This window comes from Paraburkholderia fungorum, assembly GCF_046027605.1.
GTDB lineage: Bacteria > Pseudomonadota > Gammaproteobacteria > Burkholderiales > Burkholderiaceae > Paraburkholderia > Paraburkholderia fungorum_F.
The window spans coordinates 292,724-309,514 of the sequence record NZ_JAQQEF010000004.1 but is presented as its reverse complement, the minus strand read 5'-3'; the positions used below and the strand labels follow the sequence as shown (position 1 = coordinate 309,514).

General features: G+C 61.3%; 12 protein-coding genes. 10 read left to right on the top strand and 2 right to left on the bottom strand.

Annotated features, from left to right (window positions below):
* Window positions 1-45 precede the first annotated feature (45 nt).
* Window positions 46-2,745 carry a winged helix-turn-helix domain-containing protein gene (locus PQR53_RS09965; protein ID WP_408397976.1) on the top strand — a complete coding sequence of 900 codons (2,700 nt, stop codon included), beginning with the start codon at window positions 46-48 and terminating at the stop codon, window positions 2,743-2,745.
* 35 nt (window positions 2,746-2,780) lie between these two features.
* Here PQR53_RS09965 and PQR53_RS09960 read toward each other — a convergent pair whose 3' ends face one another.
* Window positions 2,781-3,416: a TetR/AcrR family transcriptional regulator gene (locus PQR53_RS09960; RefSeq protein ID WP_408397974.1), complete on the bottom strand. Its 636-nt coding sequence runs from the start codon at window positions 3,414-3,416 to the stop codon at window positions 2,781-2,783.
* Window positions 3,417-3,893: 477 nt separating this feature from the next.
* On the opposite strand from PQR53_RS09960, the gene PQR53_RS09955 reads away from it, so the two are divergent.
* Together PQR53_RS09955 and PQR53_RS09950 are read left to right on the top strand one after the other, a co-directional pair.
* A complete protein-coding gene (locus PQR53_RS09955) occupies window positions 3,894-5,330 on the top strand; it encodes a hypothetical protein (protein ID WP_408226351.1) in 1,437 nt (478 codons plus the stop codon).
* A 4-nt stretch (window positions 5,331-5,334) separates the two neighbouring features.
* Window positions 5,335-6,807 (top strand): acyl-CoA reductase, encoded by a 1,473-nt coding sequence (locus tag PQR53_RS09950; protein ID WP_408406210.1) that lies wholly within the window; start codon window positions 5,335-5,337, stop codon window positions 6,805-6,807.
* 370 nt (window positions 6,808-7,177) lie between these two features.
* On the opposite strand, the gene PQR53_RS09945 is transcribed toward PQR53_RS09950, so the two are convergent.
* Window positions 7,178-7,987 carry a FadR/GntR family transcriptional regulator gene (locus PQR53_RS09945; RefSeq protein ID WP_408397970.1) on the bottom strand — a complete coding sequence of 270 codons (810 nt, stop codon included), beginning with the start codon at window positions 7,985-7,987 and terminating at the stop codon, window positions 7,178-7,180.
* Window positions 7,988-8,210: 223 nt separating this feature from the next.
* On the opposite strand from PQR53_RS09945, the gene PQR53_RS09940 reads away from it, so the two are divergent.
* The 7 genes from PQR53_RS09940 (at window position 8,211) to PQR53_RS09910 (ending at window position 16,790) form a co-directional block, all read left to right on the top strand.
* A complete protein-coding gene (locus PQR53_RS09940; RefSeq protein WP_408226342.1) occupies window positions 8,211-8,678 on the top strand; it encodes an acyl-CoA thioesterase in 468 nt (155 codons plus the stop codon).
* A 67-nt stretch (window positions 8,679-8,745) separates the two neighbouring features.
* Window positions 8,746-10,059 carry an MFS transporter gene (locus PQR53_RS09935; protein WP_408226339.1) on the top strand — a complete coding sequence of 438 codons (1,314 nt, stop codon included), beginning with the start codon at window positions 8,746-8,748 and terminating at the stop codon, window positions 10,057-10,059.
* Between the two features lie 100 nt (window positions 10,060-10,159).
* Complete coding sequence (locus PQR53_RS09930) at window positions 10,160-11,932, top strand: alkyl sulfatase dimerization domain-containing protein (protein WP_408452714.1); 1,773 nt, start codon at window positions 10,160-10,162, stop codon at window positions 11,930-11,932.
* A gap of 76 nt (window positions 11,933-12,008) precedes the next feature.
* A complete protein-coding gene (locus tag PQR53_RS09925; protein WP_408269019.1) occupies window positions 12,009-12,725 on the top strand; it encodes an SDR family oxidoreductase in 717 nt (238 codons plus the stop codon).
* Between the two features lie 122 nt (window positions 12,726-12,847).
* Window positions 12,848-14,650: an alkyl sulfatase dimerization domain-containing protein gene (locus PQR53_RS09920; RefSeq protein ID WP_408452711.1), complete on the top strand. Its 1,803-nt coding sequence runs from the start codon at window positions 12,848-12,850 to the stop codon at window positions 14,648-14,650.
* 78 nt (window positions 14,651-14,728) lie between these two features.
* A complete protein-coding gene (locus PQR53_RS09915) occupies window positions 14,729-15,646 on the top strand; it encodes an alpha/beta fold hydrolase (RefSeq protein ID WP_408452710.1) in 918 nt (305 codons plus the stop codon).
* Window positions 15,647-15,965: 319 nt separating this feature from the next.
* Window positions 15,966-16,790: an SDR family NAD(P)-dependent oxidoreductase gene (locus PQR53_RS09910; protein WP_408226324.1), complete on the top strand. Its 825-nt coding sequence runs from the start codon at window positions 15,966-15,968 to the stop codon at window positions 16,788-16,790.
* Window position 16,791: the final 1 nt, after the last annotated feature.

Below are 16,791 nucleotides of genomic sequence, written 5' to 3'. Positions count from 1 at the left end.
CGTTGCAGCGAGCGCTTGCAAAGCAATCGAGCAGGAATGCCTTCAATGAATATCGATAAGCTGCTTGTGGTGAGCAAGTTTGCGCCGCCACGCATCGACGCCCGTCACATTTTCCGTACGCAGTTACTCGACCCGCTGCGCGAGCCGCAGCACTACGCCCTTGCGCTGGTCACCGGGGGTGCCGGCTTCGGCAAGACCATCCTGCTGGTGCAGCGGCGTCAGGAATTGATGAAGGCGGGAGCCGAAGTCGCGTGGCTGTCACTGAGCCACGACGACAAGCACCTGCCGAACTTTTGCGCCTATCTATTTGCTGCCTTTGAGCGGCTGGGTATCCGGATCGAGAACGACATGCTGCTGGAAGGCGACAGCGGCAAATCGATGAACAGCGTGTTGGCCGTTGTGGCGGATGCAGTTGCCCACATCGCCAAAGAGCTCTATCTCATCATCGACGACTATCACCACGTAGAAGACCCGTGGGCACATAAGCTGATGCAGAAATTGCTCGACCATTGCCCGGCGAACCTGCATTTGATCATTGCCTCGCGCGTTACGCCTCCACTTGGCCTCAGCCGCTTGCGCGTGTCGGGACAAGTCGCAGAGATCGGCTTCGCGGAACTCCCCTTCGACGTGGACGAGACCCGTGTTTTCTTCGAGCGGAACCTCAGTACGATGAAGCTCTCAGCGGATGAAGTGCGATTGATCCACGACCTCACCAATGGTTGGCCGGCCAGTCTGCAACTGATCGCCGTCATGTTGAAAAATAGTCCGGCGAAGCGTGCAAAGCTTCGTTCCTTTCTGCGTAAATCGACCGACCTGCAAGCCTATCTCGCGGAAGATGTGCTCGCCTATTTGCCGCCGGAATCGACAGCGTTCCTCGAAACCATTTCGGTCTGTCGACGCTTCAACGCGGAACTCGCCGCTTTCATCGCTGACAACGCGCACGCGGCCGACTTGATCAAGCGGGCGGAAGACGAGAACCTGCTGATTTATCGGGTGGAGTCGGACGACCCTTCGCCGTGGTACCGCTTTCACCCGCTATTCGGTGACTTTCTCGCGAGTCGGCTGACGCGGCGCGGCCAGCCTGCCGTGGAAGCGCTGCACCGCCTCGCCAGCCGGTGGTTTGCGGGGCAGGAGCTTCTGGCGGAGGCGGTTCATCATGCCAGCCTCGGCGGAGATCTGGAATTTGCTGTCGATGCCATAGAACAGGCGACCCCCACCACCTGGAGCCTGGGTTACATCAGCCCCATGTTGCATCTGCTCGAGCACTTACCCCAGGACACGCTGTTCGCTCATCCCCGGCTTTTTTTTCTCGGTTGCCTGACTTATGCGTTGACCGCGCGCCCGGATCAAGCGGAACAATGGATCGAGCAAATCCGGAAAAGCGATGCCGCAAAAAATCCTGCGATCTCTTCCCAGCTCGCACTGGCGGATGCCGCGATCGCGCTGCAGCGCGACGATACGCAACGGGTCATCGATCTGCTCAAGCACAACGCACCGTCCGACATTCGATTTCTGCGCTACGTCTATTGGTTGTCGGCTCTGGCGGCGGCCTATGCTTCGGTGGGCCGCTACAGCGACGCTCGCAAGCTTCTGGCCGACAACCCGGTTGACGCCGCGGACTGCGACAACGACATGGCACTCGTGGCAGAAGGCACGCGGCCCCTTATCCTGCTGATCGAGGGCAACGTCAAGGAGGCGGCGCGGCTAGGCGCGCCCCTTCTCGCCCGTTCGGAGGCCGCGCATGGGCGCGGATCCCTCTCCGCAAACCTGTGTGCGGGCAGTCTCGGAGACGCGTACTACGAGCTTGACCGGCTCGACGAGGCGCGCGCGGTGCTCGCCAACCGTACCAGCATTCTCCGGTTTTCGTCACCGGAAGTCATGGTGCATGCCACGCTGTGCCATGCGCGGCTGGATCTGTTACAGGAAACGCCGGATGTCGCTTTGGAATTCCTCGAAGCGCATGCAACGCATTTCAATAGCATTGGCCTGGATCGGCCCCTCGCTTACATGCTGGCCGAACAGATCAGGATACTTCTCATCAAAGGCGATCGGGTGCGCGCCGCCGACCTGACGGCCGATTTGCATCAACTGGCGGCACTCCATCGGAACGCGAAAGGCTTCCGCGCCGAAATTCCGGTGATCGCGGCCCAGGCCCAGGCGCGGCTTGCACTCGCCAATTGCGATTATGGGGAAGCCTTGGACGCCCTGTTGGCGGTCGTTAATTTTGCGGAGAAATTCGGTCGTGCCAGATTACTGGTCATGGCCAACGTGCTGGCGGCAACGGCGCTCAGTAGCCTGGAGCGTAAAGAGGAAGCGGCCCAATACCTGATTCACGCGCTGCAAACGGGGGCCCGGCTCGGCCTGATACGCACCTTTCTCGATGAGGGCCAACGTGTCGGGGAGATGCTGGCGCACCTGCAGAACGACGCCGGCATGGATAGCCTTGCAGCGCAATGGCTGCACAACCTGATGGGGAGATTTTCGCCAAGAGGCCCAGCGGAGCAGACAACAAGCGCGTCGTCTTACCAGAAAAAAACCATGCTGCAGGAGGTGATCCTCACGCCGCGCGAACTGGAAATCCTGGGTCTGGTGTCGCAAGCAATGTCCACCAAGCGCATTGCACTGACGCTCAACATCACGCCCGAAACGGTGAAATGGAATGTCAGGAACATTCTTTCGAAACTAAATATATCGAGTCGTTATGATGGGGTGACGTGGGCGCGCCAACGGGGTCTCATCAAGTGACCCAACGCGCGCAATCAGGTGGCGCATCGGTTGAATCATTCGGCCGTCGTCAATAACGCATGCAACATGCGGGCGAGCAGCAGTGACGTATCCGCCTCCCCCAGGTATGCGGGCTTCTTGAGCGCAATCACTCGAAGCGATGCCAACAGCACCTCGTTGACAAGAAATTGCGCTTTTTCGCGATCGTGCACCAGAATCTCATCTGGAAACCGAGCAAACAGGGCTGGCATCGCTCCGGATGACCAAAAATGTTCCGGCTTGACGAGATCGAGCCGCACCAATTCGTCATAGTAGGCAGATTTGACGTTGAAATCCGGATCGATCTGCGACCATTTATGCAGCGCGGCAATGCCGCTTCGGAGTGCCAACAAGATGCCATCGAACAGCGTGGCGGAGAGCGGCAGCGCTTGAATGTCCTCGAGCAGCAGGCGACGGCATTCGGCGCGGTAGTCTTCGAAAATCGCGCCAATCAACGACTCTATGGTTGGGAAGTATTCGTAGATGGAACTGACTGCTACGCCTGCGCATTCGGAGAGCCGGTAAAGCGACACCGCATCACGCCCTTCTTTCTCCAGAATGTCCCGGCCCGTTTTCTTGAGCGCGTCAACCAGCACGATCGAGCGCGTCTGACGCGGGCGCTTGCGCGGCTTCGCCAGCACTTCGATATGCACTACGTCGTTTGCCGTCTTTCCCGGGGATGGCCTGGTCATCCGTCTCTCTCTTTTCGGTGAAGTGCCAGTCGATGGGCCCGTGCGCGTCTGAACTACGCTGGGAAAAGTGAAAGTCACCCACTACTTCATTCAGCCTTAGGCCGGCCGAACAGCTAAAAGAGTACCCGAAATCGGGCGCTCACTTCGCAGGCAATTGGCGTGGCAGCTTCTCGACGAACACTTCCGGACGCGGCGCCGGCAGCGTCATGAAATACAGAGCCAGCGACTCTCATGACCGGCGCGAATCCGTTATTTTTCTTTTAATTCAATCCATTGGCGTCGTCCCACGCGCCCTCGGAATGCGGAGATGAATTCGCATTTCATCCTCTTATACTGGTTCAGCGCCAACACCGTCGCCGCGTCAACAGCAACATTGTTCCGTCTGTCGCATCGGCGCTCGCCGCCGGATCCTTCATCATTCAATTGCGAAACCTGATCATGACTCTTGCGGACAAGTCTCTCGAGGACAAAACCCGTCTGCTGCTGAATGAACCGGCAGCTCTCGCGAATTACTCGCTCCATAAGTGGAACCATCTGCCACGCGCCGAAGTCGAGGCGCTACAGCTTGCTGCCCTGAAGCAGCGCTTCGCCGCATTGCGCGACCGGATTCCAATGCTAAAGAAGCTCGCCGATGCTGAAGGCGTGGAACGCATCGAGCATGTCGACGATGTGGCGCCGCTGTTATTCAAGCATACCGTCTACAAGTCCTATCCGCCGTCGCTGCTGGAAAAGCGCAACTTCACGCAGATCAACCAATGGCTCGGCAAGCTGGTCACGCCCGAACTCGCCGACGCCATTGCTGCGGTCGATGTCAGCGGCTGCCAAGGGCTGGACGAGTGGTTCGGAAAAATGGACGAAGCAGTCCCACAGCTCACGCTTAGCCACACCTCGGGCACCTCCGGCACGCTGTCGTTCCTGCCGCACGGCACGCGCGAATGGGAAAAGGTCCTGAGCGTGCGGCGCCTGTTCGTATGGAACATGGATGGCCCGGACACGCCGCAGCCCGAACTTCACGTGGCCTACCCTTACTTCCGCTCCGGCTTCATGAGTCACCTGCGCATCAACGACCATGTCGTCAAGACATTGCTGCAGGGCGAGTCCTATTTCCGGGCCGCCTACCCTGGGCTGCTCTCCAGCGACCTGCTGCATCTGAGCGCCAAAGTCCGCGCCGCCCACGCCAAGGGCACGCTTGACCGGCTCGATATCAGCCCGGACATGATGGCGAAGAAAGAAACCTTCGACCGCTTGCAGGCCGACATGCCGCGACACCTGGCGGCCTTCTTCGAGCGGATGGCGACCGAGATCCAGGGCAAGCGGGTTTACATTTCAGCCACCTGGACCAACCTGCACAACATGGCCAAGGCCGGCCTCGCTCGCGGGCTGGAAAGCGTGTTCGACGCCGACTCCTTCATCAATACGTCCGGCGGTGCGAAGGGTATGGTGCAGCCGGAAGGCTGGCGGGAAGACATCCTGCGCTTCACCGGCGCGAGGCGTCTCAACGAGGGATATGCCATGTCCGAGGTGCCGTGCTCGCACATGCGCTGCGAGCACGGTCACTTCCACCTCAACCCCACCGCCATTCCGTACCTGCTCGACCCCAAAACCGGCAAACCGCTGCCGCGCAGCGGCCGGGCCACGGGGCGTGCCGCCTTTTTCGACCTGGGCGCCGAGACACGTTGGGGCGGCTTCGTCAGCGGCGACGAAATCACGATCGAATGGGACGAGCCCTGCGCCTGCGGGCAGCCGAGCGCCTACATCGCCGGTCCCATCCAGCGCTACAGCGAAAAGAATGGCGGCGATGACAAGATCACGTGTGCCGCCACGGAAAGCTCACTCAGCGAAGCGATGGATTTTCTGAATACTCTCGAAGGCTAATGACATGAACAAGCCGATTTCCAATCCGATTGCGCCGATGATCATCCGTGGCGAGGTCATCACCGACAACCTGATCGAAGTAGGCGGCCGCGGCGGCGACCTCGCCTTCCTGACCCCGGACGCGCACAAGTACATCGACAAGCTGCCACTCGGCAATCCCGCCAGACTGGCAGATCTCTACACGCTCAGCTTCGACGACATTCTCGACTATGCCGGCGAGCTGGCCAGGCATCTTGACGTCGCCACCAACCGGCACCTGCAGGAAGCCTGCGAGCTGTCCTATCTGACTGCGCCGACCACCCCCTCGCTGGTCAGGAACAGCTACATGGGCTTGCCCAACATGCTCGCCCGTGACGCGATCATCGAGGCGGTCGACTCCACCGTTGGCATCAAGTACCTGGAAGGCTGGGTCAAGCAGCGCCTGCTCGACGGCACCGAACTCGAGGTGCGCTGCTTCGGCTCGCGCGCCTTGCATATCGTCGCGGGAAATTCGCCGGGGCTGTCGTTGCTGACCATCATCCGCAACATGGTGCTGCGCAGCGACGCCATTATCAAAGCGCCGTCCAACGATCCCTTCACGGCGCTGGCCATCGCTCGCACCATGATCGACATGGCGCCGGACCACCCGCTCACCCGACATCTCTCTGTCGCCTACTGGAAAGGCGGCGACACGGCTTTCGAAGCGCGCTTGTACCAGCCGCAAAACATTGAAAAAATCGTTGCCTGGGGTGGTTTCGCCTCGCTCAAGCATGTCACCCAATACATCCAGCCCGGGCTGGAGCTGATCTCGCTCGATCCGAAACGCAGCGCGAGCATCATCGGCAAGGACACGTTCGGCAGCGAGGCGAGCATGCGTGAAGCTGCGCTGCGCCTCGCCAGCGACATCGGCGCGATGAACCAGAAGGGTTGCGTCAACGCGCGCGTGGTGTACGTGCAGAGCGGTACCGACGAGGCGGATCTCGCGCAACTCAACACCTTTGGTCAGTATGTCTACGAGGCGTTGATGGGTTTGCCGAACAGCCTGTCCACCGCGCCCAAACGCTACGACGAAGGGCTCAAGGAGCATGTCGATGCACTGCGCCTGGATGACCAGTGGTACAAGGTCATCGGCGGCAAGGACGGCGAAGGCGCAATCATCGTGTCGCAGATCCCTGAGGCGGTGTCCTTCTCCACGCTTCTGGATGACCGTACGGCCAACCTGGTGCCGGTCGACACGCTCGACGAAGTCATGGATGCAGTGGACGCCTACACCCAGACGGTGGGCATCTATCCGGAAAACCTGAAAGATGACTTGAAGGACCGCCTGCCCCTGTATGGCGCGCAACGCATCGTGTCGCTCGGATACGCGATCGCAGGCAAGTGGGCCGCCCCGCAGGATGCCATCGAGCCGCTGCGCCGGATGGGCAAATGGATATCCAACCAGATCGCCTCGCCGGAGACCACGCCGGCACCATGGCAACGACCGCCGATCAACTAATGACCGCTCATCAACGGAAGCCGGTACACCGTTGCCGGCGCAGTGACCCCATATAGATCGTCAGCGACTCGCCTGCGCATCGCACCCTCCCCCCTACAAAAGAGGGGGCAATGCGCCGCCGAGTCGATCCATACTGCCAGAAGTCGCTCGACGTGATGGCGCCCTTCGCACGCGGCGCGCGCACTCATGCGGAAACACTCGTTTGGAAGTAACTCGACTGGCAATGGCGCATAGTGGTGTCACAGATGTCAAGAAGATCGACCGGAAAAGCCTGCTTCCCGGCACGTTTCGAACGCGCCTACCGATTTCGCGCCCGCGATTTCCAGCATCCACGCGCCGCGAACGAGGTGGACAACAGGCGCGCCGACTGTCAACCTTTCAAATAGATGTTGAGGCGCTTTGCCGAATTACGCAGGTGTGTCTCAGCGGCGCTCCCGGCTCGATCCGCGTCACCCGCGCTGATCGCCTCGAAGATCTGCTTATGCTCCTGCTGCACCGCCTCGACCAGCTGCGCATACCGGGTCTTCGTGTTGCTGCGCGCCTGCCGGATCAGGCGACGCGCGCCATGCTCGAGATGTTCGCTCAGTGCCTGAAAATGCGGATTATGGGTCGCGTCGACAATCGCCTGATGGAACGCGAAATCCTCTTCGTCTCCGAGGCGATCACTGGCGATTTCATACTCCATACCGATCAGTGCGCGGCGAATCCGTTTCAGATCGTCTGCCGTTCGCCGCAAGGCGGCAAAACGCGTCGCGGCCACCTCGACGGTGATCAGCAACTCCATCACCATCGCGAGAGAGTCCTTCTGTCCGAGTTCCACATCCTGCATGCGGAAAACCTGGCGTTGACTGCCGTCGCTGACATAGACGCCGCTGCCCACTCTCGACGTCACGAGCCCCTCGGATTTCAATTTGGACAGCGCTTCACGCACGACCGCGCGGCTGACAGAAAACTGCTCGCACAGCAGCCTTTCGCTAGGCAACCGATCGCCTGCTATGAATTCCTTTGCGCGGATAGCCTGGGCAAGGTGCTTTGCGATCTCGTCGGGCAAATGCTGCGGAGCGTTCTGGTCGGCCGCCCCGACGGGAATTCGGCCAATCACCGCTCGCGGAGCCGCTCCTGCCTTCGCCGCGTTGCGCTTGTTGAGTGGTTCTGCAGACATGTCTATCCGGTTTTTCAATTGGTCTTACAGGCAAATTTAGCACACTTCGTGTGGTTGGCCAGAAGAGAGACTCGAGTTGACGAGCGGCAGGGTTGCGCCGCATTGACACCGTCACGCCTCTCCACTAACCTCCCAACCTGTCAGACCACTTATATATTCTGACTTACCAGTCATTTTACGTGCGGTTAGGCGTCTGGTAATTCAGATGTTTCGGTTTTGAAGTTGCTTTTGTGGAGAAGCTATGAACACGCTGGACACCGATCTGGCCGAGTTGCACGGTATTGAATCCGATTGGCGTTTCGGACTGCCATTCGACGTTCGCTGGAGCGAACTGGACGCATTTTCACACGTCAGCCATCGTAGTTATTTCACGTGGTGCGAAGAAGCGCGCAATGCCTATTTCGCGTCGCTCGGCGAACCCGCCTTCTCCGTTGAGCGTGCCGGCCCCGTACTGAAGGAAGTCGGATTTACTTACGAGCGTTCGCTGGACCAGGGCAGCCACGTCGTCGTGACCGCGCGTGTTGCATGGATGCGCAACACCAGTTTCCGGATGGAATTCGCTGCCTGGAGTCGGGGACTCGTGGGACGAGGACACGCGATCTGCATCTGGATGCGCAATTCGACTAGCGAGCTGGTCACCGTTCCAGACGACCTGCGCCTGCGGATTACACAGCGTGACGCGCCCCAGGATCTGCGACGCGCGACGTAGCCGCGGACGAGCCCTGTATTGCGTGCGCCAGACAACCGCATGAGAGCCCCGATCAACGAGACACACAATGACAGCCTACTCAGACTACCAACCGCGCACAGCATGGCTCATTGCCGCCTTGCTGACGGGCCTCGCGCTCATCAACTTCCTCGACAAAGTCGTACTGGGCCTGCTAGCGGTGCCCCTCATGGCCGAGTTCAAGTTGTCACCGTCAGAATTCGGTCTGATTGCCGGCAGTTTCTTCTGGCTCTTTTCGACGTCCAGCGTGATCGTCGGTTTTCTTTCCAACCGCTTTTCCACGCGGTGGATCCTCTTTGCAATGGCGCTCAGCTGGTCTCTATTGCAACTCCCGCTGGCCATTGCCGGCGGCGCGCTGACCATTCTCGTCTGCCGTGTCATCCTGGGGGCGGCGGAGGGTCCGGCATCTCCGCTGTCGATGCACGAAGTGTTCAAGTGGTTCCCTGATCAGAAGCGCGGCCTGCCGGTCGCACTGCAACAGCAGGGCGCGGCCTTTGGCCTCGTCGTATCGGGCCTGCTCATTCCGCCAGTCACACGGCATTGGGGTTGGCGCATGAACTTCGTTATGCTCAGCGTCCTCGGTGCTGTCTGGTGCCTGCTCTGGTTGCGCTTTGGGAGAGAGGCCGGACCGCATGAGCCGACCGACCCGGCCCACCGCGCGAAACCCGCCACGGACCCGGCCGCGGCCCAGGTAGCACGCCTGCCGTACCGCGCGATACTGGGTTCTCCCTCGGTCCTGCTGGTCTTCCTGCTCGGGTTCTCGGCGTATTGGACATCGGGCCTGATGCTGACCTGGCTGCCCACCTATCTGGAGAAAGGCCTCGGTTTCGACAGCATCACCTCCGGCCGGGTATTTTCGATGATCCTGCTGTTCACGACACCTTATACGATCGGCCTGAGCTGGCTGTCACAGCGCATGCAGGCGCGGGGAGCCTCGACCCGGCAGTCGCGCGTCCATGTCATGAGTGTGGCTTTTGTAGCCGGTGGCACGATGCTTGTCGCATTGGCGGCCTTTGATCTTCCGCCCATGGCGAAGGTCGTGCTATTCGCTTTAGGCAATGCCCTTCCCTCGATCTGTTTTACCCTGGCGCCGGCTATCCTCGGCGAGCTGGTGCCAGCCAGCCAGCGCGGCTCAATCATGTCGATCTATACGGCTCTCGCCAGTTCGGCGGGTGCGATCGCGCCCGTCGTGATGGGCCGCCTCGTTCAGGCACACGGCACCACCAATTCACATGGCTATGAGACCGGCTTCCTGATCGGCGCCGCGCTCCTGATTGTCGCCGCCGTCGCCAGTGCGCGTTTCCTGCATCCCGAGCGAGCGCGACTGAGGTTGGCGCACACCGCGGCCTCCAGGCTGGCTTGAGCAATGGTGCGACGACCGGCCCTTCGCGCGAGGAAGCAGTCGAATTTCGCGCGCGAGCGTATTCATTCAACACGAGAAGCCTGAAGAGAGCTACAGATATATGTCAGATCATCCAGTTTCCTCACCTGCCGCAGGCTCGTCCGGACATGGCGGCACGCCCGCGGTGGCGGGTTCCAAACCGGCTTTGGGGGCGGCTGCCGTGCGTCTCGTACGCGCCGGGAACGGCGCCATCGTCAACGAGGCGATCCTGGACAACGCGCGCCTGGTCAAACATCAGGACTTCACGCCCTACCAGCTGACCGGGGGGGTTTGGGTCTTGCCGGGCCCTTCGTTGAACGCCGCGGTGATCGAGGGGCCCGACGGGCTGATTGTCTGGGAAACCGGTGAGAACATCGAGCACGGCAAGCGATACCGCGAGCTCATCCGCAGCATCAGCACCAAGCCGATCAAGGCGGTTATCTACAGCCATACCCACTACACGCTGGGCACCTCGGCGATCATCGAAGGCGAGCTCGATGTAAAAGTCATCGGGCATCCAAAGCTCAATGAGAACATGCAGGTGGCCACGCTCGGCTCCTACTTCCCGGAGATCGAACCGCTTCAACGCGCACGCGCCGTTCAGCATGCGCAGATGTTCTTGCCTGAGCAAGGCGAGGACGCGAAGCACGGCTTCTTCATCGAACCGGGGGAGCGCGGCTTCGTTCCCGTCAACACGCCCGTGCAGCACGGCGAGGAACTGACAGTCGCGGGCATACGCCTGCAGTTCTTCACCGAAGGCGGTTCCGATACCGACGACTGCACCACCGTGTGGCTGCCGGAACACAAGGTGGCCCTGAACAACATCCTCTGGCCCTGGCAGCCGAATTTCTATACCCCGCGCGGCGCCAAATTCCGCGATCCGCGTATCTGGTCTGAGGCGCTGCGGCATATCCTCGCGCTGCAACCTGAGTACCTGATCAATCAGCACGGCCGCTCCATCGCCGGTCGGGAAGAGATCGGGCGCACGCTGCGCAACTATCTGGACTTCACAAGCCTCGTGCTCGACCAGACCTTGCGCGGCATCCTGCAGGGCAAGGGCCCTGAAGAGTTGCGCGACTTCATCCGGCTGCCGCGTCATCTGGCGGCCGAGCCATGGCTGTTCGAGTCATACGGACGCATGGACTGGCATGCGCCCTACATCATGAACCACGCGGTGGGTTGGTGGGATGGCGACGCCGCCACGCTCGCCAAACTGCCGCCGCAGCAAATCGCCGAACGCATGGTGCCGCTGCTGGGCGGGCGCGACAAGATACTCGTCGCGGCGCGCGAGGCGCGCGCCAAGGGTGAACTCGCATGGGCGCTCGAGCTGCTCAACTACCCGTTCCGTCTCACGCCGGCTGATGCTGAAATCCGCCAGCTCAAGGCCGACCTGTTGCGCGAAAGCGCGCGAGCCTGCACGGCGAGCATCACGCGCGGTTTCATGCTGAGCCAGGCGCTTGCGCTCGAGGGCAAGATCACGCTGCCGCGCGTGGTACCTCCCACGCCGCAGCAAATAGCCGCGAATCCCACGACGTTCGTCAACCAGATGCGCGTGCGTGTCGATCCTGTCAAAGCACAGGACACCGATGCGGTCATGCGCTTTGACTTCACGGATGGCACGAGGCAATCGGTGGCGCTCCATTTGCGTCGAGGGGTGACCGAATTCGTCGAGCGGCCGGATCGCCACTACCGGCAGGCTGACTTCGTTCTTACGCTCGACGCGCGATGTTTCGCCGCCCTCTTCCTCAGCTCAGAATCGCTAGAGGCGCTGGTGGACCGGCAAGCGGTCGTCATCACCGGCGACAGAACCGGCGCGTCGGCGTTCCTTGCCTTGTTTGATTCGCTGCGGCCGTAAGCGGACTGGCGTATTCGACGTTCCAAAAGAGACCGATGAAGAGACTGACGACATGAAACAGGATAGCGAACCTGGCGTGCTCACCGGCAAGGTCGCCGTCGTGACAGGCGGCGGACGCGGTATCGGGCGCGCCATTGCTGTGGCCTATGCGGCGGCCGGTGCATCGGTCGTCGTGGCGGCGCGAAGTGCGCACGAAATCCAGGCCGTCGCGCAATCGATCAGGCAGACCGGCGGTGACGCGATCGCCTGTGAAGTCGACGTGACAAATCGCGCGAGCGTCGAGACCATGTTCAACCAGGCCGCGGCCCACTTCGGCGGCGTCGACATTGTCATCGCCAACGCCGGCGCAGCGCTCCAGCGCGGCAACATCGAAACCTGCGATCCAGAACTCTGGAAACAGACCGTGGAAGTCAACCTCTTCGGTGCCTTTCACACTGCGCGCGCCGCCATTGCCCACTTGCGCAAGCGGGGCGGCGGCAAGATCGTGATGACAGGTTCGGGTTCCCGATTTCGCCCCTATGCGGGCGGGTCAGCTTATACAAGTTCGAAGCTCGCGCTGTGGATGCTCACGCAGACGTTGGCCATGGAACTCGAAGGCGCCAATATCAGTGTCAATGAGTTGATCCCGGGTCCTGTGAAGACCGCCATGACGGGTTTCGGCGCAACCCCCTTCCCGCCGGGCGAGTGGGTCAAGGAGCCGGAAGATGTCGTGCCGCTGGCGATGTTCCTGGCCACGCAGCCCCTGGTTGGACCTACCGCGCAGAGTTTTAGCCTGATGCGCCGGCCAGGATGAGCGCAGTCTCGCCGCACGCCGACGCGCCGTCGTCGGCCAGCCGTCCGTTTCGCGCGAGCATGTGCAGGCCCATGCTGATTGAACCGGCGACTGCTTCACCTATTTGAAAGAGGATAGACCCCATGCAAGCCCAAGAGCCATCGAATTCTCCCGCCGCGTTCACTTCCTTAGCGCCATCTCCCGCGGAGCAACGCCCGGCGCTACCGTTCTATCGTGGCGGTCAGGACGACAATAAGGCCACGGCGCCGAACGGCGCCATCATCAACGCCGACTTTCTTCGTTACGCCGCCAACTCGAGAAAGGGCATACGCGTAGAAAACGTTCGGCCGGGCATCCATGTGATCCTGGGCTACCACAGCGTCAACTGTATCGTTGTGGAGGGAGCGACCGGCTTGATCGTCATCGAATCGGGCACCAAGTTCGGCCATGGCCGCGAGCTGCGCCAGATGATTCGCGGCTTCAGTGACAAGCCGATCAAGGCAGTCATCTATTCGCACCATCACTACATTGGCGGCGGTGCCGGCCTGCTCGACGGCGAGAAGATCGCGGACGTCGCGGTCTACGCCCATCCGTTGATGGAACATCTGGACGCCACAACCAACGACCTGCTCGGGCCGATGCAATTGCGCCGCATCGGCATTCAGTTTGGCGCCTATCTGCCGTCGGACGGTCCCGATGCGCGCCTCGGCGAAGGCGACAAATCCTTTGACGAGCCACATCTGAACGCCGCGGCCCCCTTGAAGGTCACGCATGCAGTGGCCGACAAGGAAGTCGTGACTGTCGATGGCGTGAAGATCCGTTTTCATCACATCATCGGCGACACGCGCGACTCACTCGCCATCGAATTCCCCGAACTGGACGCGGTAGTAGCCAACTCGGCGCTCGGGCCGGTGGCCTATCCCCTCTATACGCTGCGCGGCGACTTCTTTCGTACACCGGACGAACTGATCGCCAGCCTCGACCTGTTACGCACCCTCGACCACACCTACGTGATCCCGGTGCATGGCGTCCCGTACACCGACAAGGCGTCGGCACAGGCGGCCCTCACCGCTCATCGCGACGCGTATGCCTTCATCTGGAACCAGAGCCTGCGCGCCATCAACCAGGGCATGACACCCGATGAGATGGTTGCCAGCATTCATCTGCCCGAGCATCTCGCCAACCATCCTCTGCTGTACCCGGGTTATATCGACTGGGAATACGGCATCCGCGGCATCTACCGCGGCATGGTGGGCTGGTATAGCGAAGACGGGGCCGACCTGCATCCACCGGCGCCAGCCGAACTGGGCGAGGCGCTCGTGGAAGGCTTTGGGGGTGCCGACGCCTTCATTGCCCGCGGGCGCCGCGCGATGGATGAACGCAAATACAACCTTGCCGCCAGACTGATGAGCCTGCTGCTTGGCGCCGAACCGGACAACCCGGCAGCGCGCCAGCTCAAGGCCGATGCCCTGCGTGCGATGGCGCAAGCCACCCGTACCGGCGTGCAGACCCGTAACTTCATGCTCACCGAAGCGCTGCATCTCGAGGGCAAAACCGACTGGCGCCGCATTTCGCCGAAGTCGTTCTTCGGGGCGCAGACCGTGGAAACGCTGTCGGCGAAGCCTCCGCAAGATCAGGTCAAGCTGCTCGAACTAAGCGTCGATCCGCAAGCGGCCGCGGGAGTGCGCACCAGCGTGACATTCCGCTTTCCCGGCCACGGTGCTTGCGGGCTGCTGCTACGCCCCGGAATCGCCGAGTTTCGCAGCGAGGCGCCCGGCGAAGCCGCGATCGAAATGAGTCTGAGCGTGCGCACGATGTCGCAATTGACTTTACATCAGACAAGCCTGAGCAAAGCCGTGGCTAGCGGCGACATTCAGGTCACGGGTGATCCTGGCCTGATACCAGTCCTGGAAAAGGTCCTGGCGCTGGCACCACGCCAGGACTGATGGCGATTTGTTGGCGCCAGCCGTATCGGCGCCATGCGTCAGCCGAGTTTCCCGAGATCGACACACAAGGAATCACCCATGTCATCCCAAATCGAACATCACTATGTGACGCTCAACGGATACACCGCGCACTTCGCCAGCTGCGGCGCCTCCGACCGTCCGCTTCTGCTCTTTGTGCACGGGTTTCCCGAAAGCTGGCTGGCCTGGCGCGGGATGCTCCAGTCATTTGGTCAGTATTACCATGCAGTCGCACTGGACACCCGCGGCATCAATGAATCGAGCGGTCCGGAAGACGTGCGCGGGTATCGCGCGGGACAGATGGTGAAAGATCTGGTCGCGCTACTCGATCATCTAGGGCACGAGAAGTGCATCCTGATCGGTCACGACTGGGGCGGTGCGATCGCTTGCGCATTTGCCATCGCGTATCCGCAGCGACTGCACGGCCTCGTCATGATCAACGCCGTACATCCGGCCGTGTACCGTCGCGAGCTGACCGAAAACGCTGCGCAAAAGGCAGCGAGTGCCTACATGAACTTTTTTATCGGCGATGGTGCGGAAGCGGCGCTCAGCGCCAACAACCATGCTTATCTGCGCTCGATGTTCACCGAGGGCGGACAGTCCGATGCCCTGCCGCCCTGGTTCGACGCCGCGGCGCAGGAGGAGTACCAGCGCACGTGGTCACAGCCGGGCTCGATCCCGGCCGGGCTTTCATACTACCGAGCCTCGCCGCTGCATCCTGCTAGCGGCGAGGACCCCGGTGCACAAGCCGTGATCTTCGATGATGCCGCGATGACGGTGAGCGTGCGCACACTGGTGATCTGGGGAGAGCGAGATCGCTTCCTGCTGACTGGATGCCTGAATGGCCTGCAAAAGTACATCCCCGATTTGCATATCGAGCGAATCGCCGACGGCAGCCACTGGGTGATCCACGAGCATGAATCCCGCGTGACTCAACTGGTCGCCCAGTTTGTGACGGATCGTATCAACCTGTCGTGAGCGTGGCTTTGCCGGAACGTCGCGCGGTGCCACCGCGCTTTCGGCACATTTCTCACGACGTGCCGTAACGATTCACATCGGCGTTGACGGGCGCTATCTGGTGCCTCTATAGTTAACCTGTCTGACCAATTGTATTTTTGGTCTATCCAATTTATGAAAATTTCGCCGGCGGTTCAGTGCTCAACAAGCATCCTGGCTTGCTCGCCGCTATGAACATGTTAGTCATCCGTATTTCATGCCCTGCACGGCCGAACGGCAACGAAGGCGAGCCTGTGCAACGCGAATCCAATACTCAACTGATGAAGGACCGGTTAGCTGCATGAACCCCTCCCCGTATAAAACGTCGCAGACGGCACAAGCTTTTACGCCAGCCATCTATGCCGGCCTCGCCGGCAAGTCCGTACTCAACACAGGCGGCGCGAGCGGCATAGGCCGTGCGATGGCGCATGGCTTCGCGCGACACGGCGCCCGCCTGACGCTGCTCGACCTGGATGCGGCCGGCCTCGCGGCCACCAAGGCGGAGCTGGAAGCTGCCTATCCGCATATCGAAGTGGAAACCGTCACGGCGTCGATCACTGACCCCGCCGCCGTCGAAGCCGCCTGTGCCGACACCGAAGCCCGCTTCGGGCGCATCGACATCCTGCTCAACAATGCCGGAATTTCCATGAACAAGCCCTCGCTGGAACTGACACCAGACGAGTGGCGCCGTGCCATCGACATCGACCTGTCCGGCGTCTTCTACTGCACGCAGGCTGCCGCCCGTCGCATGGTGCGGCAAGGCGGCGGCTCCATCGTGAGCACCGCGTCGATGTGGGGCCTCGCCTCATCGGCCCGGCGCCTCGCCTACTGTGCCGCCAAGGCCGGCGTCGTGTCGCTCACCCGGTCGCTGGCGGCGGAGTGGGCCGAGCACAACATCCGCGTCAACGCGCTGTGCCCGGGCTACACGAGCACCGCGTTAATGGAATCGCTGCTGGCCCGCAAGGCCATCGACGGCGACGCGCTGCTCGCGCGTACGCCACTGCGGCGCTTCGGCACGCCTGAGGAAATGGCCGAAGTGGCGCTTTTCCTCGCCTCCGACTCGGCCGCGTTCATCACGGGCCACGCGCTGGTATCCGATGGCGGCTGGACCGCCGACGGTTTCTGAA